Genomic DNA, 19,181 nt, shown 5'->3' with positions numbered 1-19,181 from the left:
CAGGTCAGGGTTTGGCGAGTTCGGGGAGATCGCCTGTCAATCCCAATGCTTGGCGCACAAACACGGCTTTGGCTTCGGGCATCTGGTCAACGATTTTCAAACCCGCGTTGCGCAACCAGCGCAGCGGCAGTTGATCGGCCTGGAACAAGCGTTCGAAGCCTTCCATCGCCGCCATCAGCGCCAGGTTGTGGGGCATACGACGTCGCTCGTAACGGCTCAGCACTTTCACATTGGCCAGGCGCTCGCCGCGCTCGGTCGCGGCCAGCAGCACTTCGGCCAGCACGGCCGCATCGAGGAAGCCCAGGTTCACGCCCTGCCCTGCCAACGGGTGGATGACGTGGGCGGCGTCGCCGATCAACGCCAGGCCTTCGGCCACATAACGTTTGGCATGGCGCTGGCGCAACGGTACGCACACACGCGGGTCGGCACTGATCACAGTGCCCAAGCGCCCCTCGAAGGCACGTTCCAGTTCGCGGCAGAAGCGTTCATCATCCAGCGCCATCAAGCGCTCGGATTCAGCGGGCGTGGTCGACCAGACAATCGAACACCAGTCTTCCTGCCCATCGCGCACCAGCGGCAGGAACGCCAGCGGGCCGGTGTCGGTGAAGCGTTGCCACGCGGTGCGCTGGTGCGGCTGGCTGCTGCGCACGCTGGTGACGATGGCGTTATGCAGGTAATCCCATTCGCGGGTAGGTGTACCGGTCAGGCGGCGCACGGCGGAGTTGGCACCGTCGGCGGCTACCACCAGGGGTGCGCGCAGCTTGCGGCCGTCGGCCAGGGTCAGCAACCAGTCATCGCCAGAGCGGCGCATCTGTTCCAGGCGTGCGTTGGCCAGCAGGCCGAGGTCGCAGTCATGCAGGCGATCAAGCAAGGCATCCTGCACCACGCGGTTTTCGACGATATGCCCAAGCACCTCGGCATGCACACTGGCCGCCGAGAAATGGATCTGCCCGGTACCGCTACCGTCCCATACCTGCATTTCGCCGTAGGGGCTGGCACGACGCTCTACGATGCCGTCCCACACGCCCAGGCGCTCAAGAATGCGCTGGCTGGCCGCCGACAACGCGCTCACCCGCGGTTCAAACGCCGCAGCCGGCTCAAACGGCTTGACGCTCAACGGGCTGCCGTCGAGCAGCAGCACCTGCAGGCCACTGCCCTGCAACGCCAGCGCCAGGGCGCTTCCGACCATTCCAGCCCCGACAATCAGCACATCTGCGCGCATGTCCATATTCAAGCCTTGTCTCGTGTGCGGCACAGGCCGCAAGTAAAGGTGTGGTCCGCTTCAAACATCGGAACGAGTGCCCAGGCCCATGGCCTGACGGGCGAACCAGCGTTTGGCCGGGGGCAACAGGTCGAGGCCGAGCAAGCCCATATTGCGGCCCAGCGCCACCAATGGCTGAGCACTGCCAAACAGCCGCGTGACCTGGTCGGAGAAGCCTACGGTGAGTTGCTGGTCCAGGCGCTGGCGCTCGCGATAGCCTTGCAACGTCGCCAGGTCACCCGGCACGTCCGGCCCGGCCAACAGGGCTTCGGCCAAGGCACTGGCATCGCGCAGGGACAGGTTGAACCCCTGCCCGGCAATCGGGTGCAGGCTGTGGGCGGCATTGCCGAGAACGGCCAGGTGCGAGCGCACTTGCTCTTCGGCTTCCACCAGGGTCAACGGGTACAGGTGACGGGCACCCACTTGTTTGAGAGTGCCCAGGCGATATCCGAACACACTCTGCAACTCGCTCAGGAAGCTACGCTCGTCAAGGCTGGCCAGGCGCTGAGCGTCCATGCCGATGCGGGTCCAGACCAGCGCGCAACGGTTGTCCGGCAGCGGCAGCAAGGCCATGGGGCCTTCATCGGTAAAGCGCTCGAACGCCTCGCCATTATGAGCTTCGCTCGGGGTGATGTTGGCGATCAGGGCGCTCTGGTTGTAGGGCCGGGTTTTCACGCCAATGCCCAGTTGCTCACGCAAGCCGGAACGGCCGCCATCGGCCAGTACCGCCAGGTCGCATTCCAGCACGGTTTCATCGTTGAGGGTCAGGCGATAGCCATCGGGCAGCGGCTCCATACGCGTGACTTCCGCCGGGCAGCGCCAGCTCACCACGTCCTTGTCCAAGCCTTGCCACAGGCATTGGCCGAGCCAGGCGTTTTCCACCACATAACCCAGGGCCGGCACGCCCTCCTCCATCGCGGACAAGCGCGCGGTGGAGAAACGCCCACGGTCCGACACGTGGATCTGCTTGATCGGCTCGGCGCGCTGGGAAATGGCTTGCCACAGGCCCAGCCGCTGGTAAATCTGGCGTGCGCCAAACGACAGCGCGGAAGAGCGCGCATCGTAGCTCGGCTGGTAGCCGTCGCCCGGTGCAAAGGGTTCGATCAGCACGATCTTCCAGCCCCGCGCCTTGGCCCCCGCTTGCAATGCCAGAGCCAGGCTGGCGCCCACCAGGCCGCCGCCGATAATCGCCAGGTTGACCCGGCTCATCGGGCAGCCGCCATCAACGCTTCGATCTCGGCAACGGTCTTGGGCACGCCGCCGGTCAGGATTTCACAGCCTTGCTTGGTCACTACCACGTCGTCCTCGATGCGCACGCCAATGCCACGCCATTTCTTTGCCACGTTCTGGTTGTCCGGGGAAATATAGATGCCCGGCTCCACGGTCAAGGCCATGCCCACTTCCAGCACGCGCCATTCACCGCCCACTTTGTACTCGCCCACATCATGCACATCCATGCCCAGCCAGTGGCCGGCACGGTGCATGTAGAAGGCGCGGTAGGCTTCGCTGGCGATCAGTTCGTCAACGTCACCTTGCAACAACCCCAGCTTTACCAGGCCGGCGGTGATGACCTGCACGGTCGCCTCGTGGGCCTGGTTCCAATGTTTGTTCGGCGCGATCTGCTTGAAGGCGGCTTCCTGGGAGGCCAGCACAATCTCGTAGATCGCCTTCTGCTCGGGCGAGAACTTGCCATTGACCGGCCAGGTACGGGTGATGTCGCTGGCGTAGCAATCGATCTCGCACCCAGCATCGATCAGCACCAGGTCGCCGTCTTTGAGCACCGCGTCATTCTGCTGGTAATGCAGGATGCAGCTGTTGCGCCCAGCGGCGACGATGGAGCCATAGGCCGGCATTTTCGCACCGCCTTTGCGAAACTCGTAATCCAGCTCGGCTTCCAGGCTGAACTCATGCAGGCCGGCACGGCTGGCCTGCATCGCCCGTACATGGGCTGCACAGGATATTCGCGCCGCCTCGCGCATCACCCTCACTTCTGCCGCCGATTTATACAGGCGCATATCGTGAAGCAAATGATCCAGGGCAACGAATTCGTTCGGCGGCTGGGCGCCCAGGTGCGCTTTGGAACGGATCACGTTGATCCACTCCATCACATGCCGGTCGAACTCGGCATTGCTGCCCATGGCCGAGTACACGCGGTCGCGACCTTCGATCAGGCCGGGCAGGATGTCGTCGATATCGGTAATGGGGAATGCGTCGTCAGCGCCAAAGTCGCGAATCGCGCCCTCGGTGCCGGCACGCAGGCCGTCCCACAATTCGCGCTCGGCATTGCGCTCGCGGCAGAACAGCACGTACTCGCCGTGCTGGCGACCGGGCATCAGCACGATCACCGCTTCGGGCTCGGGGAAACCGCTCAGGTATTGGAAATCGCTGTCCTGGCGGTAAACATGCTCGACATCACGGTTGCGGATGGCCACGGCGGCGGCCGGCAGGATCGCGATGCTGTTGGGTTCCATCTGCGCCATGAGCGCCTTGCGGCGCCGGGTGTATTCCGCTTTGGGGATATGGATCATGGGCAGATGGGCTTCCTTTCTCAGTGCAGCGACGGCTTGGGCGCGGCGGGCTCAGCGGACTTGCGGGTCTCGGTGAACAGCAGCAGCGGCGCGACGCGCAGGTATTCCATGACTTCCATGTAGTCGCCTTCGCCGTCTTCGGATTCTTCCAGGGCGTCTTGCACCTGGGAGATGGCCGCCAGATCCTGCAGCACTTCCTTGGCGTCGGTGCTCAGCTCCAGGCCGCCGGCATTCACGCCGAAACCGTGGAGGAAACCCTGGCACCATTGGCCCAGCGCGGCAGCGCGATCAGCCAGCGGGGCGTCGTCGGTGGGCAGCAGCAGGACCACGGTGACGTCATCACCGGTCAGCTCGCCCTTGACCATTTCTTGCAGGCCGATCAGCGCGTTACGCACATTGTCGGTGGGTTCGATTTCCAGCAGCTCGGCCACATCGGCCAGCCAGTTGTCGGCATCAAAGCCGACACCGGTGCAACTGCGGCCCAACAGCACGCCGTGCAGTTCAGCAGGCGAGCATGGATGGCCGCTGGTGCTCAGCAGTTTGGAAAAAGCATCGTACGGGGAGTTCTGAATGGGCATGGTGAGCTAGGCGCCAGACGGCGCAATGTCTAGAATGGAGCGCTGTATCCTAGCACCGGCAGACGCACCAAGACTATCGAGGGCGTCAGATCGTTTATCCTGCAGTTGCCATTCATCAGACAAATCCAGTGGAACCCAATGGAAGACACCGACCTGCAAGCGCTGATGGCCAGACTCGAACTGCTAATTGATCGGGTCGAGCAACTTAAGAGTCAAAACGGACTCCTATTAGCTCAGGAAAAGACCTGGCGCGAGGAACGCGCTCACCTCATTGAAAAAAACGAAATCGCCCGGCGTAAGGTCGAATCGATGATTTCGCGCCTGAAGGCCCTGGAGCAAGACTCATGAGTTCAAGCAATAGCGTTACCGTGCAGATCCTCGACAAAGAATATTCGATCATCTGCCCCCAGGAAGAACGCAGCAACCTGGTGAGCGCTGCCCGCTACCTGGACGGCAAGATGCGCGAAATCCGCAGCAGCGGCAAAGTGATCGGCGCCGACCGCATCGCCGTAATGGCCGCGCTGAATATTACCCACGACCTGCTGCACAAGCAGGACCGCCCTGACGTGCAGGCCAGCGGCTCGACGCGCGAGCAGGTGCGTGACCTGCTCGATCGCGTGGATCTGGTGCTTTCCACCGATTCAGACACACCCAAGGGCTGATTGCCGAGCAGGTTTAAGGTATACTCGCCCCACTCCCTGGCGTGTTTGCCAGTCGGCGATGTCCCTGAGCCGATTCGCACTACCCTGGAAGTTGCACGTTGGGCTGGTGTGCATGTCCGCTAGACGGAAAGCCTTAAAGCCTACTGCTTCTTCCACCTTGAACTTTCGGGTTCAAGGGCTAAGTCGACAGCGGCTCTGTCGGGGAGCCTGAATTCCCAAACTCAATGCCAGTCTCCGGACTGGCATTGTTTTATGAGCCCAAAACCATGACCGAACCTGCGCCGCTATCTCGTCCGCACCTTCGACGCATGTTGCGCAAGGCCCGCCGCGCCCTCACGCCAAGCGAGCAGCGCCAGGCCGCTCACGGTCTTTACCGGCAACTGGCACAGCACCCACTGTTTCGCCGGGCCAAACATATCTCTTTATATCTGCCCACGGACGGTGAAATCGATCCGCGCCTGCTGCTGCGTGCAGCCCAGCGCCGCGGCAAAGCCACTTACCTGCCGGTGCTCAGCGCCTGGCCGCGCACCAAGATGGTGTTCCAGCGCGTACGCCCTGGGGATAAGTTGCTGCCCAACCGCTTTCGCATCCTTGAGCCACGGGTCAATGCCCGCCGCCAACGCCAGGTCTGGGCGCTGGATTTGGTGCTGTTGCCGCTGGTGGGGTTCGATGATGTGGGTGGGCGCCTGGGCATGGGCGGCGGGTTCTACGACCGCAGCCTGGCCTATCTTGCCCGCCGCCAGAGCTGGCGCAAGCCTACGCTGCTGGGGCTGGCCCACGAATGTCAGAAAGTCGAACGCCTGGCGCAGGCAAGCTGGGATGTGCCGTTGGTGGGAACGGTGACTGATAAGCAGTGGTATGTCGCACAAACGCCGCTGGAAACGGCGGCGCCTTAGTGAATGCTTGAGTTAACGCTTGAACGGTTGTGGCTGCTGCTGAGCCAGTTCAACCGGTGCATCGGTCTTGTTCGACCACAGGCTTTGGGCATAACCGGTGGTCACAACGCCCAGACCAAACAAAATAACCAAAATCCATAGTAAATCCGGCTTACGTTGCATCGATTGCCCCCCTTTCAGGCACCTCGTACACGATGACAACAACGTTCCAAAGTAGTCCGTTGCAGCTGCGTCAAGCTTAAAAGCGCGCATTCTGCGGTAACGTGAACCAACACGCAAACCTTGACGCCAACCGACTGTCGGTTTGTCACGGGATTGCCCGACAACTTACCCAACGCCTTTTTCAGGAGCCCAAAAATGGCCTACTGGCTGATGAAATCCGAGCCCGACGAACTCTCCATCAACGGTCTGGAAAAGCTCGGCGAAGCGCGCTGGGACGGGGTTCGCAATTATCAGGCACGCAACTTTTTGCGCGCCATGACCGTGGGGGACGAGTTTTTCTTCTATCACTCCAGTTGCCCGGAGCCAGGGATTGCCGGCATCGGCAAAATCATCCGGGCCGCCTATCCGGACCCCACTGCACTGGAACCAGAAAGCCACTATTTCGACGCCAAGGCTACAACGGAGAAAAACCCGTGGAGCGCAATCGACGTCGCGCACGTGCAAACCTTTCCCAAGGTGCTGGGCCTGGGCTACCTGAAACAGCAGCCCGCGCTGGCCGAGATGCCTTTGGTGCAAAAAGGCAGCCGGCTTTCGGTCATGGCCGTTACGCCCGACCAGTGGGCGACGATCATCAGTATTCTTTAGCTGAGCGACATCAAGTGCTGACGTCCATCGGAGAGAAATAATTATAACAAGACATTAGAAATTTAAAAAAGAATATAAAAAACTGTTACTTATGACAGTAGAAAGCTTCATCTCCACGAAGTCTAATGACTGCATAGAAATTGGCTACCGACAGAATTGGAGTAGTGGCAAATTTTTATGCTTTTTACTTAACGGAGATTGATCATGACGGACATACCGAAGTTGGATAAAGACGTTGAAAAAACTGAACACATTACTGCGAGCGCCCCAAGCACCACACCAACCAAGATGACGGTAGAAGGCGGGTACGCCCCATGGCGGTTCAGTGGCAAGATCGAACTTGAGTACTCTCTTGTACCAGGCTCGTCGAAAATCTTAGTGAGGACTTTAAGATACTTTCTAGGAGCGTCATACCCACCGGAATATTCGAAATTTAGCATCGAACTATCTGGGGTAAGCCCCTTAGAGGTACTCCCAAGAGATATAAATACATGGAAGAGTTGGGGCTCGGAGGATGAAACAACCTCTAGAACCTTTACTGTTTTTTTCATTTTCCAGGCAATATCGGGAGGCCCCAGCGCAACCGATCGGAAAGTCATAACTCTGCCCATTTGAAAGCGCCTATCGCCTGCGGCCGGCAAACTAGCCGCAGGCTTAGTTAATCTGCACTTATTGAATAATCAAGTTATTGAACAACAAATCTTCCACCACCGGCTTGCCGGTTTCATCGTTCATCACCTGCTGCGTTTGCTTCAACGCTTCCTGACGCAGCTTTTCCTTGCCTTCCACACTGCTCATGGTCTCGTTGGTCTGCTGGGTAAACAGCGCCACCAGTTGGTTGCGAATCAACGGATCGTTGGCCTTGACCAACTTCGCCGCTTCTTCACCGGTCACGCGCAGGGCAATGTCGGCCTTGTAGACCTTGAGTTTCGCGGTGCCATCCAGGCCGTAATTGCCCACGAATGGCGGGCTCAGGCTGATATAGCTGACCTTCGGCGCCTCGCCCTCTTTGGCTTCTTCGGCCTGGGCTGCCATCGGCAAGGTCAGGGCCAGCATCAACAGGATCCACGCTTTCACAGTTCATTCCTCGAATTCGGTTGCCGGGTAGCATAACGCTAGCAAGGCTGAGCACAAGCTTATGGGGGCTTATCAGGCGTGGGCATGCTCGTTGACCCACGGGCGTACCCTCCTACACTTATCGGCCACGACGCCAAAAGGAATAGTCCGATGAAAGCTGTGCTGTGCAAAGCCTTCGGCCCCGCCGAAACCCTGGTGCTGGAAGAGATCGCCAGCCCGGCGATCAAGAAGAATGAAATCCTGTTGAACGTGCATGCGGCCGGGGTGAATTTCCCGGACACGCTGATCATCGAAGGCAAATACCAGTTCAAGCCGCCCTTTCCGTTCTCACCCGGTGGCGAAGCGGCGGGCGTGGTCAGTGAAGTGGGTGAAAAAGTCAGTCACCTGAAAGTCGGCGACCGTGTGATGGCGTTGACGGGCTGGGGCAGCTTTGCCGAGCAGGTCGCGGTGCCCGGCTATAACGTGCTGCCGATCCCGCCGAGCATGGACTTCAACACCGCCGCCGCCTTCAGCATGACCTACGGCACCTCCATGCATGCGCTGAAACAGCGCGCCAATTTGCAGCCCGGCGAGACCCTGCTGGTGCTTGGCGCGTCCGGCGGCGTGGGCCTGGCTGCCGTAGAGATTGGCAAGGCAATGGGCGTCCGGGTGATTGCTGCTGCCAGTAGCGCCGATAAACTCGCAGTGGCCAAGGCGGCCGGCGCCGATGAGCTGATCAACTACAGCGAAGCCAGTCTCAAGGATGAGGTCAAGCGCCTGACCGATGGCAATGGCGCCGATGTTATCTACGACCCGGTGGGTGGCGACCTGTTTGACCAGGCCATTCGTTCGATCGCCTGGAATGGCCGGCTGTTGGTGGTGGGTTTCGCCAGCGGGCGTATTCCTGAACTGCCGGTGAACCTGGCGTTGCTCAAGGGCGCAGCGGTGGTCGGGGTGTTCTGGGGCTCGTTTGCCCAGCGCCAGCCGCAGGACAATGCGGCGAATTTCCAGCAGTTGTTCACCTGGTATGGCGAGGGCAAGCTCAAGCCGCTGGTGTCGCAGGTGTATCCGCTGGAACAGGCGGCACAGGCGATCAATGACCTGGGGCAGCGCAAGGCGGTGGGTAAGGTCGTCGTCCAGACCCGCTGACATGGGGTCAGTGGGGAGCTGGCTTGCCTGCGATAGCGGTCTGACAGGTGCTGATGTGGTGTCTGACCTAGCGCCATCGCAGGCAAGCCAGCTCCCACAGTTGATCTGTGTTGGCTCCGAGGAATTCGTTACGACCACAACTTATCTATTAGCGACATGTTCGTAAAAGAACATGCAATTGCTCGCGTTTCCTGTGTTTGCGGATAAGAGGCGATGCTATTTTCGGTAACGAAACTGTAACATTCGCATCCGCAGTCAAAACAAGAAATTTGGAGCTCTTGAATGTTTGCTTTCTTTCGTCCTGCCGCACATCAGGCGCCCCTGCCTGAAGAAAAAATAGACAGTACCTACCGACGACTGCGCTGGCAGATCTTCGCGGGTATTTTCTTTGGTTACGCTGGCTACTACCTGCTGCGTAAAAATTTCTCCCTGGCCATGCCTTACCTGATCGACGAGGGTTACACCCGTGGCGAACTGGGCCTGGCGATGTCGGCGATTGCGATTGCCTACGGCTTGTCCAAATTCCTGATGGGCCTGGTGTCCGACCGCTCCAACCCGCGCTATTTCCTGCCCTTTGGCCTGCTGGTTTCGGCGGGGGTGATGTTCATTTTCGGTTTCGCACCTTGGGCAACGTCCAGCGTGACCATGATGTTCATTTTGCTGTTCATCAACGGCTGGGCCCAGGGCATGGGCTGGCCGCCAAGTGGGCGGACCATGGTGCATTGGTGGTCGCAGAAAGAACGCGGCGGCGTGGTCTCCGTGTGGAACGTGGCGCATAACGTCGGCGGCGGCCTGATCGGCCCGCTGTTCCTGCTGGGCATGGCCTGGTTCAACGACTGGCACGCGGCGTTCTACGTGCCGGCCACCGTGGCCCTGGCGGTGGCGGCGTTTGCCTTCATCACCATGCGCGACACTCCGCAATCGGTGGGCCTGCCGCCTATCGAGAAGTACAAGAACGACTACCCAGAAGGTTACGACGCCAGCCACGAAGACGAATTCAGTGCCAAGGAAATCTTCGTCAAGTACGTGCTGCGCAACAAAATGCTCTGGTACATCGCCTTCGCCAACGTGTTTGTCTATCTGCTGCGCTACGGCGTACTGGACTGGGCGCCGACCTATTTGAAAGAAGCCAAGCACTTCACGGTCGATAAGTCGTCCTGGGCGTACTTCTTCTACGAGTGGGCGGGCATTCCGGGCACGCTGCTGTGCGGCTGGATGTCGGACAAGATCTTCCGTGGCAACCGCGGCCTGACCGGCATCGTGTTCATGGCCCTGGTGACCGTGGCAACCCTGGTTTACTGGCTCAACCCGCCCGGCAACCCGATGATCGACATGATTGCGCTGTTCTCCATCGGCTTCCTGATCTACGGCCCGGTGATGCTGATCGGCCTGCAGGCGCTGGAACTGGCTCCGAAGAAAGCCGCCGGCACCGCAGCAGGCTTCACCGGTTTGTTCGGTTACCTGGGCGGTTCGGTAGCGGCCAGTGCGGCCATGGGCTACACGGTTGACCATTTCGGCTGGGACGGCGGCTTTGTACTGTTGATCAGCGCCTGCGTACTGGCGATCGCGTTCCTGATCCCTACGCTGTGGCACACCAACAGTGTCAGCTCGGCGCGTTAACCGCCCAGGCAATCCTTGGCACAACGCTTGAGCCGCGCCTCCAGGTTTTTATCTGGCATGGCGTGGCTACGCAGGGCGTTCACGGTCTGCTCGACATAATCGCGAGTCGTACCGTAACGCCCGCAAGCGCTTTGCAGTACATGATTAAGCACGATATCGGGCAAGTTGCCGGCATAGCTGGGCAAATGCCGCTCCAGCACGAACCCTAACGCCTGCACGGTACTGCCATCTTGCAATCGGCAGCTGAGCCAGTGCGGCCGGTAAGAGGGGTAAGGCATCTCGCGTTGCCACAGGGCGTAAAGCGAGGCCTCCAACTGGTCCTCCGGCAAGCGGTAGGCAAAGCCGCTGCAGGAACCACCGCGATCCAACCCAAACACCAGCCCCGGCAGCTCCGGCGTACCGCGATGCTCGTGTGACCACAAATACAAGCCACGGTGATAACCGTGAACCCGTGCACGCACCCGCTCGGTCGACGAGCATTCAGGGCGCCAGATCAGCGAACCATACGCAAACAGCCACACCGGCCCACCCTTGTGCCGAGCCATGGTGGCTTGCATCGAGCTCATCAATTGTTCGTGAGTGAGTTGCGGCCCCAGATCGAGCCGCGGAGGGTAAGCCAATTGCAGAAGATCGGTTTCAATGGCGGTCATGGCGAAAAGCGGTGCGCCTCCTGTGTGTTACCAGTTGTAAGCGACTTTACCGTAATAGAACGCGCCGCTGTAACCGTACGGCGAAAAAGTGCTGTAGGCGAGGTTGCCGCCGCTGCTGGCGAAGGCGTTAACCTTCTCCGGGTACTTATCGGTGACGTTGTCGCCACCCAGGGTGAAGGTCCAGTTCTTCAACTTGTAATCCGCCGACAGGTCCAGCACCCAGGCGGCCTTGAAGGTCTGATCGTTGACCTTGTCCGTCTGATAACTGGTGAACTCACCATAGCGCACCAGGTTAGTGTGCAGCGCCCAATTACCGAAGGTGAAGTCATTGCCCAGGCTCAGCTTGTGCTGGGGCGTGGTATCGCCCAGCAAACCGATACGCTCGCGGCGGTCCACCCGCACCAGGTTGGCCCCCAGGCTGTCGAGAATCGCGGGGTTGGCTTTCACGTCGGTGACTTTGGTGTGGTTGTAGTTGTAGCCCACGGTACTGTTCCAGCGAATGCCGTTATCGAGCTGGTAGCGATAGTTGGCTACCAGATCGACGCCATCGGTGCTGGTGTCCGTGGCGTTGGTAAAGTAACGGGCCGTGGTGTAGTTGATATTGCCGACGCCATTGGCTTGCAGGTAGGCCACCGTGGCCGGGTTGAGATTGAGGTTGGACGACAGACTGATGCGGTCGCGGATGTCGATGCGGTACACATCGAGCGTGACGGTCAGGTCATCGGCCGGCTCGAGCACCAGGCCGAGGCTGTAGTTGCGCGACTTTTCGGCCTTGAGGTCTTCGGCACCCAGCAGGCGCGCGACCTGACTGTTGGCCGGGAAGGTGCCGGCTTCCTGGATGGTGCTACCGATCAACTGCGATGAGGTGTAGGCAAAATTCTGCTGGGCCAGGGACGGCGCACGGAAACCGTTGGAGATGCTGCCGCGCACGGCCACCTGGGGGGTGAAGTCGTAGCGGGCCGACAGCGAGCCGCTGACGTTGGAACCAAAGTCACTGTAATCCTCATGGCGCACGGCAGCCGAGGCGCTGAGCTTTTCGGTGAAGTTGGTTTCCAGGTCCAGGTACTGCGCCCAGTTATGCCGCGTGCTGGTACCGGCATCGGCATCGCGGAAACCACCCAGGCCGGAGCTGCCGGTCTGGTAATAGGACGCGGGCTCGCCCGCCTCGATTTCATAGCCCTGATGCAGGTACTCACCGCCGAACGCCACAGAGACCGGATACGGCAGAAAGCCCACATCGAATTCACGGGACAGGTCCAGGCTGACTTGCTTCTGATCGTTGCTCAGTGTGCCGTTATTGAATTTACGCGGCGTCGCCAGGCCCAGTGAGGTGTTGATGGTTTCAGTCCCCAGTTCGTACTGGTTCTTGCCGTAGTTGGCCGACAAGTCGTAATGCCAGTCGTAGGCCAGCAGGCCGCGCAAGCCCACCACCAGCGAGGTGTCTTCCAGGTTGCCTTTGATCAGTGGCAGGTAGCCGTTGGGGTTGAGCGCCTTGATGTTGTTGGACGCGTTGCTTGCCCGGTAGAAGGCTGCCGTTTCACCGCGCCGCTTGCTGTAGCCACCGAAGGTGTAGAACTCGGCGGCATCGTTGAAGGCATACTCCGAGTTGAACTGGAATTTGCCTTCATTGGTGGCCGGCTCACCTTGGCGGAACACACGCTGGCCGTAAGTAGTAGAGCCGATGCTGCCGGGGCGGTAGTCGTTGCCGGCGCGGTTGGTGTAATCGTTGTCGGCGCCTTCGGCAGACAGGTTGATAAAGCCATTGTCGCCCAATGCCAGGCCCGTATTACCGCTGACATTACGCTGGATGCCGTCACCCTTTTTGTACTCGCCAAACTTGCTGGAAACCGAGCCGCCATGGTCGGCGTGCTTGAGGATCACGTTGATCACCCCGGCGATCGCATCGGAGCCGTAACGGGCAGAAGCGCCGTCGCGCAGCACCTCGATATGGTCCACCGCCGACAGCGGGATGGCATTCAAGTCTGCCGGAGCCGAACCGCGCCCAACCGCACCGCCCAGATTGACGAAGGCACTGGTATGGCGACGCTTGCCGTTGACCAGTACCAATACCTGGTCCGGCGACAAGCCGCGCAACTGCGCCGGACGCACGAGTTCGGCGCCGTCCACCAGGCTTGGTCGGGGGAAGTTGATCGACGGAATCAGGCGCGCTAATACGGCACCCAGCTCATCGGAGCCGGTGCTGCGCAGGGTTTCACCGGAGATTACGTCGATTGGCGACAGCGATGCACTGGCGGTGCGCTCTTGGGCGCGGGTGCCGGTGACGATCACGGTGTCGAGTTTAGGTGCATCAACCGCAGAAGTTTCGTCTGCCAGAACTGGATTGAATCCCACAACGGTCAGCAAATTTGCCGACAAAATCGCCGTGTATAGCGCGTGTTTCCTGTAGCTGCCCATACCGCTCCCCTTTGAATCAAAAATAGAACTGCAATGCGCGAAGTTCGTACGATCGATCCGGCTGGCGGGCGGTGGCGGTCAGTATCTGGTTATGGTCGATGAAGTCGGTAGTCCGTTGCGATATAGCTTAAAGATATTCATCAACCAGAATAAATACCTTAAAAGAATAAGCAAAAGCATAAGCACACTCGCCCATTCGTCAGGATCCACGCGGCTAATCCCGGTACTTTCAGCCCCGGTTCAGCCTGGGCGGGTGCCAAGCCGTCAAACTGACGCGCCTATAACGACCCACTTAGCCGCTCATCAAATCGACTACCGAGGTCGCCCATGAAAAAATTTCGATTGCCTGGCCTGCTATTGCTTGCCCAGGCCACCACAGCACTGGCTAGCGAAACGCCAACGGTCACTGACGACAAAGGCTTCTGGTACGCCCAGACCAGCATCTACACCCGGCACTTTGCACCCGACCCGCAACACAACAACAAGCAGGACTTGATCGGCCTGGAGCGCAATGAGGCGTCGGGCCTGGTGTATGGCGGGGTGACCTTTCGCAACTCGTTCCGCCAACGCTCGTACTACGCCTATGCGGGCAAGCGCTATGACATGGCCGACTATCCGGTGTATGCGAAGTTGACCGGCGGGCTGATCCAGGGCTATCGCGGCGAGTATCGCGACAAGATCCCATTGAATCGTTTTGGCGTAGCGCCAGTGATCATTCCATCCGTGGGTACCCACTACGGACCGGTCGCGGCGGAGTTGGTGTTGCTGGGGTTCAATGCAGCGATGGTGACGACGGGGTTACGATTCTGAGCGAACACCACCCAATGTGGGAGCGGGCTTGCTCGCGAATACGGTGGGTCAGCCAACTCATCCGGTGACTGGTACAACGCATTCGCGAGCAAGCCCGCTCCCACAGTTTGATGGATGTTTAACCGAGAGTTTTTTTACTCCGCTCAGGGCCTTGGGGCGTAGGCAAACACGTCAGCGCGCATCCGGTGAGCATCCATACCGGCGTCGACCAATGCATCCAAGGTGCCATAAATCATCGCCGGTGAGCCGCTGGCGTAGACATGTACCGTGTTGAGGTCGGCAATGTCTTCGCACACCACCTCATGCAGCAAACCGCAGCGCCCTTCCCAGCCACACAGGTCGCTGACCACTTTGTGCAGGAACAGATTGGGCAATTGCAGCCACTGATCCCAGTGCTCGATCTGGTAGAAATCTTCCGGGCGCCGTACGCCCCAATACAGGTGCACCGGGTGCTTGAAACCCGAAGCGCGGCAGTGCTCGATCAGGCTGTGCATCTGCGCCATACCGGTACCGGCGGCCATCAGCACCAGCGGCCCGTCCGGCAACTCGGCCAGGTGGGTGTCACCGAACGGCAGTTCCACACGAGCCATCTGGTTGCGCTGCAATTGTTCGATCAGGTTGCGCGCACTGTCTTCGCGCACCAGCACATGCAGCTCCAACTCACGCCCGGCATGGGGCGCAGAAGCCAGAGAAAACGCCGACTTTTCGCCGTTCTCCCGTTCGAGCATCAAGTATTGCCCGGCGTGGTAACGCACCGCCTTACCGGCCGGGGCGCGCAGGCGCACACGCCAGACATCGCCGCCGACTTCCACGCACTCGATCAATTGGCATGACAATTTGCGCAACGGCAACTCTCCTGGCGCCAGTACGCCATCCCACAACACAATGCAGTCTTCCAGGGGCTCGGCGATGCAGGTGTAGAACTCACCATGATCGCGCACTTCCCCGGCTTGGCGTACCCGGCCCTCCACCAGCAACGCCGCGCAGACATGGCACACGCCATTGCGACAGGCCTGAGGGCACTCATAGCCCAGGCGACGGGCGCCCTCGAGGATTCGCTCGCCAGGGGCCAGTTCCAGCACAGCACCGGAAGGTTGCAGGGTTACACGCATCAATCTATTCCCAATTCTTTCCAGATCGCATCGACCCGCGCCGTGACGGCTTCATCCTTGACGATCACCCGGCCCCACTCACGCGTGGTTTCGCCCGGCCATTTGTGCGTGGCATCCAGGCCCATCTTTGAGCCAAGGCCCGATACCGGCGACGCGAAGTCGAGGTAGTCGATAGGCGTGTTGTCGATCATCACCGTGTCGCGCTTGGGATCCATGCGCGTGGTGATGGCCCAGATCACGTCGTTCCAGTCCCGGGCATTGATGTCGTCGTCGGTGACGATAACGAACTTGGTGTACATGAACTGTCGCAAAAACGACCACACACCGAGCATTACCCGCTTGGCATGCCCCGGATACGACTTCTTCATGGTGACGATGGCCATGCGATACGAACAGCCCTCGGGCGGCAGGTAGAAGTCGGTGATCTCAGGGAATTGCTTTTGCAGGATCGGCACGAACACTTCGTTGAGCGCCACACCGAGGATGGCCGGCTCATCGGGCGGACGGCCTGTGTAGGTACTGTGGTAGATCGGCTTGACCCGATGGGTGATGCGCTCGACGGTGAACACCGGAAAGCTGTCGACTTCGTTGTAGTAACCGGTGTGGTCGCCGTACGGGCCTTCATCGGCCATTTCACCAGGGTGAATCACGCCTTCAAGAATGATTTCGGCGGTGGCCGGCACTTGCAGGTCGTTACCGCGGCACTTCACCAGCTCCGTGCGATTACCGCGCAACAAGCCGGCGAAGGCGTACTCGGAGAGGCTGTCAGGTACGGGTGTCACTGCGCCGAGGATGGTCGCAGGGTCAGCACCCAGGGCGACGGAAACCGGGAACGGCTTGCCGGGATGCTTCTCGCACCACTCGCGGAAGTCGAGGGCGCCGCCGCGGTGGCTCAGCCAGCGCATGATCACTTTGTTACGGCCAATGACTTGCTGACGGTAGATACCGAGGTTCTGGCGGTCCTTGTTCGGGCCCTTGGTGACGGTCAGGCCCCAGGTGATCAACGGGCCGACGTCGCCGGGCCAGCAGGTTTGCACCGGGAGCATGGCCAGGTCGACATCATCGCCCTCAATGACCACTTCCTGGCATACCGCGTCCTTGACCACCTTGGGGGCCATGGCGATGATCTTGCGGAAGATCGGCAGCTTGGACCAAGCGTCCTTCAAGCCCTTGGGCGGCTCGGGCTCCTTGAGAAAAGCCAGCAGCTTGCCGATCTCACGCAGTTCGCTGACGGACTCGGCGCCCATGCCAAAGGCCACGCGCTCGGGAGTACCGAACAGGTTGCCCAGCACCGGGATATCAAAGCCGGTCGGGTTTTCGAACAACAGCGCCGGGCCCTTGTTGCGCAAGGTACGGTCGCAAATCTCAGTCATTTCCAGCACCGGAGAAATCGGCATCTGGATACGTTTCAACTCTCCGCGCTGCTCAAGTTGCTGCACGAAATCCCGAAGATCCTTGAATTTCATTAACCATGCCACCCGTAAAATAGGCGTACATCCTACCTGCTCTGAGGGCGGCTGGCAGCTTAATTGGCCGTCAATCCGCGTGATTGCAAGGAACTGAACAACGGCTCCAGGAAGGCTTCGATGTGTCGCGCACCGACGTCTGAAAGGTGGTTATCGTCGGTATACAGCGCGCGGCCATAGAGTTCGACCCGGCACAACCCATCGGCGCCGCACAGCAATGGCGCGGGGTCCAGCACCGCGACACCGCTGTCGGCAGCCGCCAATTCATCAAACAAGTGCGTGATAAAGGCCTGGCGCTTCACATGCTCGGCCACGGCCAGCCCTTCACCGTCCACGGGCCGGTTCATCATGGCCAGGCGGCTGAGACGGTAAGGCACGATGATTTCCTGCAGCGGCACTTCCTTGACCAGCCAGACCTTGTGCCCGGCAGCGCGCAAGCCCTGGATGCGCTCGCGCAGGCCCTGGGCAAAGCGTTGTTCGGCGACGGCACGCACATACTGGCCGGTGCCAGGGTCCTTGAGCGCATGCTCCTTGTCACCGGACATTTGCCCATACACATACAGGCTCCAGCGGGCGGCCAACACCACATCGCTGAACGTCTGCTCAGCCATGGCCTTCTCGACGCGACGGTTGAAATGCGCGCAGCGGGCAATATTTTCCAGGCCATCGAGGGGAATACAGCCGGCAAAACTGGCTTCGACCAGGCTGATATCGTGGCGATCAGCGCCCTCTTTGAGTGCCGGTATCAGCGCGGTGGCGTGGCTGTCACCCCATACCAACGCTGAAACCGATTGGCCTTTGGGGCCGAAATGGCAGAACAAGCGTTCATCGGGCGTATCTTTGTCGGCCATGCACGCCAGCAGGTCCGGGCTCCACTTCTTGGCTTGGGCAAAACGCAACGCCTGTTCGGACAAGCGCGAAGGCACGCCGTCAGCTTCGCGTATCGCAAGGCCAGTGAAACCCAGCCCCAGAATGCCGACCATGGCTGACGCCAGAATCGCCTTACGCGAAGCCAGCAAACGTTTTTCCCGAAACGGCGTTTCCACGAAACGCCAGGACAGATAGCCCAGCACCAGCGAAAGCAGCATCAGCCCCGCCAGTTCCAGCGCGCTCAAGCCATCCACCGCGGCATAGTTGGCGTACACGAATACCGGCCAGTGCCAGAGGTACCAGGAATAAGAGATCAGCCCGATGCCCACCATGATCCGCGTGCCCAACAGGCGAGCGACCCAGGTCTGTTGCTGACCGTTGGCCCAGATCAACCCGACCACACCCAGCACAGGCAACAACGCGGTCGCGCCTGGGAACGGCGTTTTCGCGTCGTAACCCAATACAGCGATGAGGATCAATGCCAGGGAAGCCAGGCTGACCCCTTGAGCCAAGGCCGGCGAGGCGCGCCATTCACGCTTGGGCTGCACCGCCAGCATCGCACCGGCCAGTAGTTCCCAGGCCCGCAGGTGCAACAGGAAGAAAGCTTTCTGCGGCTCATGCTGAACCGCCCAGACGCTCATGCCAAATGACACCAGCAGCACCGCGAACAATGCCAGGCGCCAGTGCTTCAAGCGACTGGAGAGCAAGGTCAGCAGTAACGGGAAGAAAATATAGAACTGCTCTTCTACTGCGAGCGACCAAGTATGCAGCAATGGCTTGATGTCGGATGAGGCATCAAAGTAGCCGTGCTGGCGTGAAAACAGCAGGTTCGAGGTAAAGGTCACCTGATAGTGCGCAGACCGCCCCAACTCTTCATAGTCCTTGGGCGCCAACAGAAACCAACCCACTGCCAGCGTCGCCGCGATCATCACAAACAGGGCCGGCAAGATACGGCGGGCGCGGCGGGCCCAGAAGTCGATGAAGCTGAAGCGGCCGGCCTGACGCTGACGCCAAATAATTGACGTGATCAGAAAGCCGGAAATGACGAAAAACACGTCAACGCCAACAAAACCGCCAGTAATGCCAGGTACACCAAAGTGAAACAACACGACTGCAAGGACAGCGATGGCACGCAGGCCGTCGATGTCTCTGCGGTAAGCAAGGGTGGTCATAAGAATGTGGTCAGTCTGCGACGAAAGGGATGAGCGAAGTCACGCGTCAATTTTTGTTACTTAACGGATACTTATGCCACAAAAATCGCAGAATCTCGACGCAAAAAAAATGGCGCCCCATTAAGGACG

The 19,181-nt window shown here is 59.9% G+C and carries 18 protein-coding genes and 1 other RNA gene; 8 read left to right on the top strand and 11 right to left on the bottom strand.

What is annotated here, in order from left to right:
• Nucleotides 1-4: 4 nt before the first annotated feature.
• From TX24_RS09250 to TX24_RS09235, 4 genes are read right to left on the bottom strand one after another with little or no spacing between them, the layout of a single operon-like run.
• Nucleotides 5-1,222: a 2-octaprenyl-3-methyl-6-methoxy-1,4-benzoquinol hydroxylase gene (locus TX24_RS09250; protein WP_164692219.1), complete on the bottom strand. Its 1,218-nt coding sequence runs from the start codon at nucleotides 1,220-1,222 to the stop codon at nucleotides 5-7.
• Nucleotides 1,223-1,282: 60 nt separating this feature from the next.
• Nucleotides 1,283-2,470, bottom strand: a complete 1,188-nt coding sequence (gene ubiH, locus TX24_RS09245; RefSeq protein ID WP_057710210.1) for a 2-octaprenyl-6-methoxyphenyl hydroxylase — start codon at nucleotides 2,468-2,470, stop codon at nucleotides 1,283-1,285.
• The gene (gene pepP / locus TX24_RS09240; protein ID WP_003195303.1) at nucleotides 2,467-3,789 is read right to left on the bottom strand and encodes a Xaa-Pro aminopeptidase; all 1,323 of its coding nucleotides are present in this window, start codon (nucleotides 3,787-3,789) and stop codon (nucleotides 2,467-2,469) included. Before pepP ends, ubiH begins: the two co-directional genes overlap by 4 nt.
• A gap of 20 nt (nucleotides 3,790-3,809) precedes the next feature.
• The gene (locus tag TX24_RS09235) at nucleotides 3,810-4,367 is read right to left on the bottom strand and encodes a YecA/YgfB family protein (protein ID WP_003195306.1); all 558 of its coding nucleotides are present in this window, start codon (nucleotides 4,365-4,367) and stop codon (nucleotides 3,810-3,812) included.
• Between the two features lie 138 nt (nucleotides 4,368-4,505).
• On the opposite strand from TX24_RS09235, the gene TX24_RS09230 reads away from it, so the two are divergent.
• The 4 genes from TX24_RS09230 to TX24_RS09220 all read left to right on the top strand — a co-directional run bounded on the left by TX24_RS09230 (nucleotide 4,506) and on the right by TX24_RS09220 (nucleotide 5,925).
• Entirely contained in the window at nucleotides 4,506-4,715 is a 210-nt protein-coding gene (locus TX24_RS09230; protein WP_003177365.1) for a TIGR02449 family protein, read from the top strand.
• Nucleotides 4,712-5,029, top strand: coding sequence for a cell division protein ZapA (locus TX24_RS09225; protein WP_003195308.1), 318 nt, complete (start codon nucleotides 4,712-4,714; stop codon nucleotides 5,027-5,029). The genes TX24_RS09230 and TX24_RS09225 overlap by 4 nt, the downstream gene beginning before the upstream one ends.
• A gap of 30 nt (nucleotides 5,030-5,059) precedes the next feature.
• A non-coding RNA gene (ssrS, locus tag TX24_RS30605) (6S RNA) lies at nucleotides 5,060-5,238 on the top strand.
• Between the two features lie 57 nt (nucleotides 5,239-5,295).
• Nucleotides 5,296-5,925: a 5-formyltetrahydrofolate cyclo-ligase gene (locus tag TX24_RS09220; RefSeq protein WP_003195311.1), complete on the top strand. Its 630-nt coding sequence runs from the start codon at nucleotides 5,296-5,298 to the stop codon at nucleotides 5,923-5,925.
• A gap of 12 nt (nucleotides 5,926-5,937) precedes the next feature.
• Here the strand turns inward: TX24_RS09220 and TX24_RS32135 are convergent, their stop codons facing one another.
• A complete protein-coding gene (locus TX24_RS32135; protein WP_010207387.1) occupies nucleotides 5,938-6,087 on the bottom strand; it encodes a hypothetical protein in 150 nt (49 codons plus the stop codon).
• A 195-nt stretch (nucleotides 6,088-6,282) separates the two neighbouring features.
• Between TX24_RS32135 and TX24_RS09215 the strand changes: the two genes are divergently transcribed.
• The gene (locus TX24_RS09215; RefSeq protein WP_034134028.1) at nucleotides 6,283-6,732 is read left to right on the top strand and encodes an EVE domain-containing protein; all 450 of its coding nucleotides are present in this window, start codon (nucleotides 6,283-6,285) and stop codon (nucleotides 6,730-6,732) included.
• A gap of 669 nt (nucleotides 6,733-7,401) precedes the next feature.
• On the opposite strand, the gene TX24_RS09210 is transcribed toward TX24_RS09215, so the two are convergent.
• Nucleotides 7,402-7,809 (bottom strand): flagellar basal body-associated protein FliL, encoded by a 408-nt coding sequence (locus TX24_RS09210; RefSeq protein WP_003195317.1) that lies wholly within the window; start codon nucleotides 7,807-7,809, stop codon nucleotides 7,402-7,404.
• A 150-nt stretch (nucleotides 7,810-7,959) separates the two neighbouring features.
• Here TX24_RS09210 and TX24_RS09205 point away from each other — a divergent pair, with 150 nt between their 5' ends.
• Nucleotides 7,960-8,937, top strand: coding sequence for an NADPH:quinone oxidoreductase family protein (locus tag TX24_RS09205; RefSeq protein ID WP_003195319.1), 978 nt, complete (start codon nucleotides 7,960-7,962; stop codon nucleotides 8,935-8,937).
• Nucleotides 8,938-9,219: 282 nt separating this feature from the next.
• On the top strand, nucleotides 9,220-10,557 hold the full coding sequence (gene glpT, locus TX24_RS09200; RefSeq protein ID WP_032894604.1) for a glycerol-3-phosphate transporter: 1,338 nt from the start codon (nucleotides 9,220-9,222) through the stop codon (nucleotides 10,555-10,557).
• Here glpT and TX24_RS09195 read toward each other — a convergent pair.
• Both TX24_RS09195 and TX24_RS09190 read right to left on the bottom strand, forming a co-directional pair.
• Nucleotides 10,554-11,207, bottom strand: a complete 654-nt coding sequence (locus tag TX24_RS09195; RefSeq protein WP_057710209.1) for a gamma-glutamylcyclotransferase — start codon at nucleotides 11,205-11,207, stop codon at nucleotides 10,554-10,556. The two genes, glpT and TX24_RS09195, sit on opposite strands and share 4 nt — an antisense overlap.
• 27 nt (nucleotides 11,208-11,234) lie before the next feature.
• Nucleotides 11,235-13,622, bottom strand: coding sequence for a TonB-dependent receptor plug domain-containing protein (locus TX24_RS09190; RefSeq protein ID WP_003195324.1), 2,388 nt, complete (start codon nucleotides 13,620-13,622; stop codon nucleotides 11,235-11,237).
• Between the two features lie 327 nt (nucleotides 13,623-13,949).
• On the opposite strand from TX24_RS09190, the gene TX24_RS09185 reads away from it, so the two are divergent.
• Nucleotides 13,950-14,432 carry a serine/threonine-protein phosphatase 2A activator family protein gene (locus TX24_RS09185; RefSeq protein ID WP_057710208.1) on the top strand — a complete coding sequence of 161 codons (483 nt, stop codon included), beginning with the start codon at nucleotides 13,950-13,952 and terminating at the stop codon, nucleotides 14,430-14,432.
• Between the two features lie 143 nt (nucleotides 14,433-14,575).
• Here TX24_RS09185 and TX24_RS09180 read toward each other — a convergent pair whose 3' ends face one another.
• Genes TX24_RS09180 through TX24_RS09170 form a run of 3 tightly spaced genes read right to left on the bottom strand, consistent with a single transcriptional unit; the run spans nucleotide 14,576 to nucleotide 19,052 of the window.
• A complete protein-coding gene (locus tag TX24_RS09180) occupies nucleotides 14,576-15,544 on the bottom strand; it encodes a CDP-6-deoxy-delta-3,4-glucoseen reductase (RefSeq protein ID WP_003195327.1) in 969 nt (322 codons plus the stop codon).
• Entirely contained in the window at nucleotides 15,544-17,010 is a 1,467-nt protein-coding gene (gene ubiD, locus TX24_RS09175; protein ID WP_003195329.1) for a 4-hydroxy-3-polyprenylbenzoate decarboxylase, read from the bottom strand. The genes TX24_RS09180 and ubiD overlap by 1 nt, the downstream gene beginning before the upstream one ends.
• Nucleotides 17,011-17,069: 59 nt before the next feature.
• Nucleotides 17,070-19,052, bottom strand: a complete 1,983-nt coding sequence (locus tag TX24_RS09170; RefSeq protein WP_057710207.1) for an acyltransferase family protein — start codon at nucleotides 19,050-19,052, stop codon at nucleotides 17,070-17,072.
• Between the last annotated feature and the right edge of the window lie 129 nt (nucleotides 19,053-19,181).

Origin of the sequence: Pseudomonas lactis, from assembly GCF_001439845.1 — a bacterium.
Taxonomy (GTDB): domain Bacteria; phylum Pseudomonadota; class Gammaproteobacteria; order Pseudomonadales; family Pseudomonadaceae; genus Aquipseudomonas; species Aquipseudomonas lactis.
Note: the sequence above shows the minus strand (reverse complement) of the source record. Positions and strands in the feature narration are given on the sequence as shown.

Excerpts from the sequence above, each read along its gene's own strand:
- ubiH (WP_057710210.1), bottom strand. The coding sequence starts at position 2,470 with ATGAGCCGGGTCAACCTGGCGATTATCGGCGGCGGCCTGGTGGGCGCC.
- TX24_RS32135 (WP_010207387.1), bottom strand. The coding sequence starts at position 6,087 with ATGCAACGTAAGCCGGATTTACTATGGATTTTGGTTATTTTGTTTGGT.
- TX24_RS09235 (WP_003195306.1), bottom strand. The coding sequence starts at position 4,367 with ATGCCCATTCAGAACTCCCCGTACGATGCTTTTTCCAAACTGCTGAGC.
- TX24_RS09205 (WP_003195319.1), top strand. The coding sequence starts at position 7,960 with ATGAAAGCTGTGCTGTGCAAAGCCTTCGGCCCCGCCGAAACCCTGGTG.
- TX24_RS09190 (WP_003195324.1), bottom strand. The coding sequence starts at position 13,622 with ATGGGCAGCTACAGGAAACACGCGCTATACACGGCGATTTTGTCGGCA.
- pepP (WP_003195303.1), bottom strand. The coding sequence starts at position 3,789 with ATGATCCATATCCCCAAAGCGGAATACACCCGGCGCCGCAAGGCGCTC.
- TX24_RS09250 (WP_164692219.1), bottom strand. The coding sequence starts at position 1,222 with ATGCGCGCAGATGTGCTGATTGTCGGGGCTGGAATGGTCGGAAGCGCC.
- TX24_RS09170 (WP_057710207.1), bottom strand. The coding sequence starts at position 19,052 with ATGACCACCCTTGCTTACCGCAGAGACATCGACGGCCTGCGTGCCATC.
- TX24_RS09225 (WP_003195308.1), top strand. The coding sequence starts at position 4,712 with ATGAGTTCAAGCAATAGCGTTACCGTGCAGATCCTCGACAAAGAATAT.
- ubiD (WP_003195329.1), bottom strand. The coding sequence starts at position 17,010 with ATGAAATTCAAGGATCTTCGGGATTTCGTGCAGCAACTTGAGCAGCGC.
- TX24_RS09230 (WP_003177365.1), top strand. The coding sequence starts at position 4,506 with ATGGAAGACACCGACCTGCAAGCGCTGATGGCCAGACTCGAACTGCTA.
- TX24_RS09215 (WP_034134028.1), top strand. The coding sequence starts at position 6,283 with ATGGCCTACTGGCTGATGAAATCCGAGCCCGACGAACTCTCCATCAAC.
- TX24_RS09180 (WP_003195327.1), bottom strand. The coding sequence starts at position 15,544 with ATGCGTGTAACCCTGCAACCTTCCGGTGCTGTGCTGGAACTGGCCCCT.
- TX24_RS09195 (WP_057710209.1), bottom strand. The coding sequence starts at position 11,207 with ATGACCGCCATTGAAACCGATCTTCTGCAATTGGCTTACCCTCCGCGG.
- TX24_RS09220 (WP_003195311.1), top strand. The coding sequence starts at position 5,296 with ATGACCGAACCTGCGCCGCTATCTCGTCCGCACCTTCGACGCATGTTG.
- TX24_RS09185 (WP_057710208.1), top strand. The coding sequence starts at position 13,950 with ATGAAAAAATTTCGATTGCCTGGCCTGCTATTGCTTGCCCAGGCCACC.
- glpT (WP_032894604.1), top strand. The coding sequence starts at position 9,220 with ATGTTTGCTTTCTTTCGTCCTGCCGCACATCAGGCGCCCCTGCCTGAA.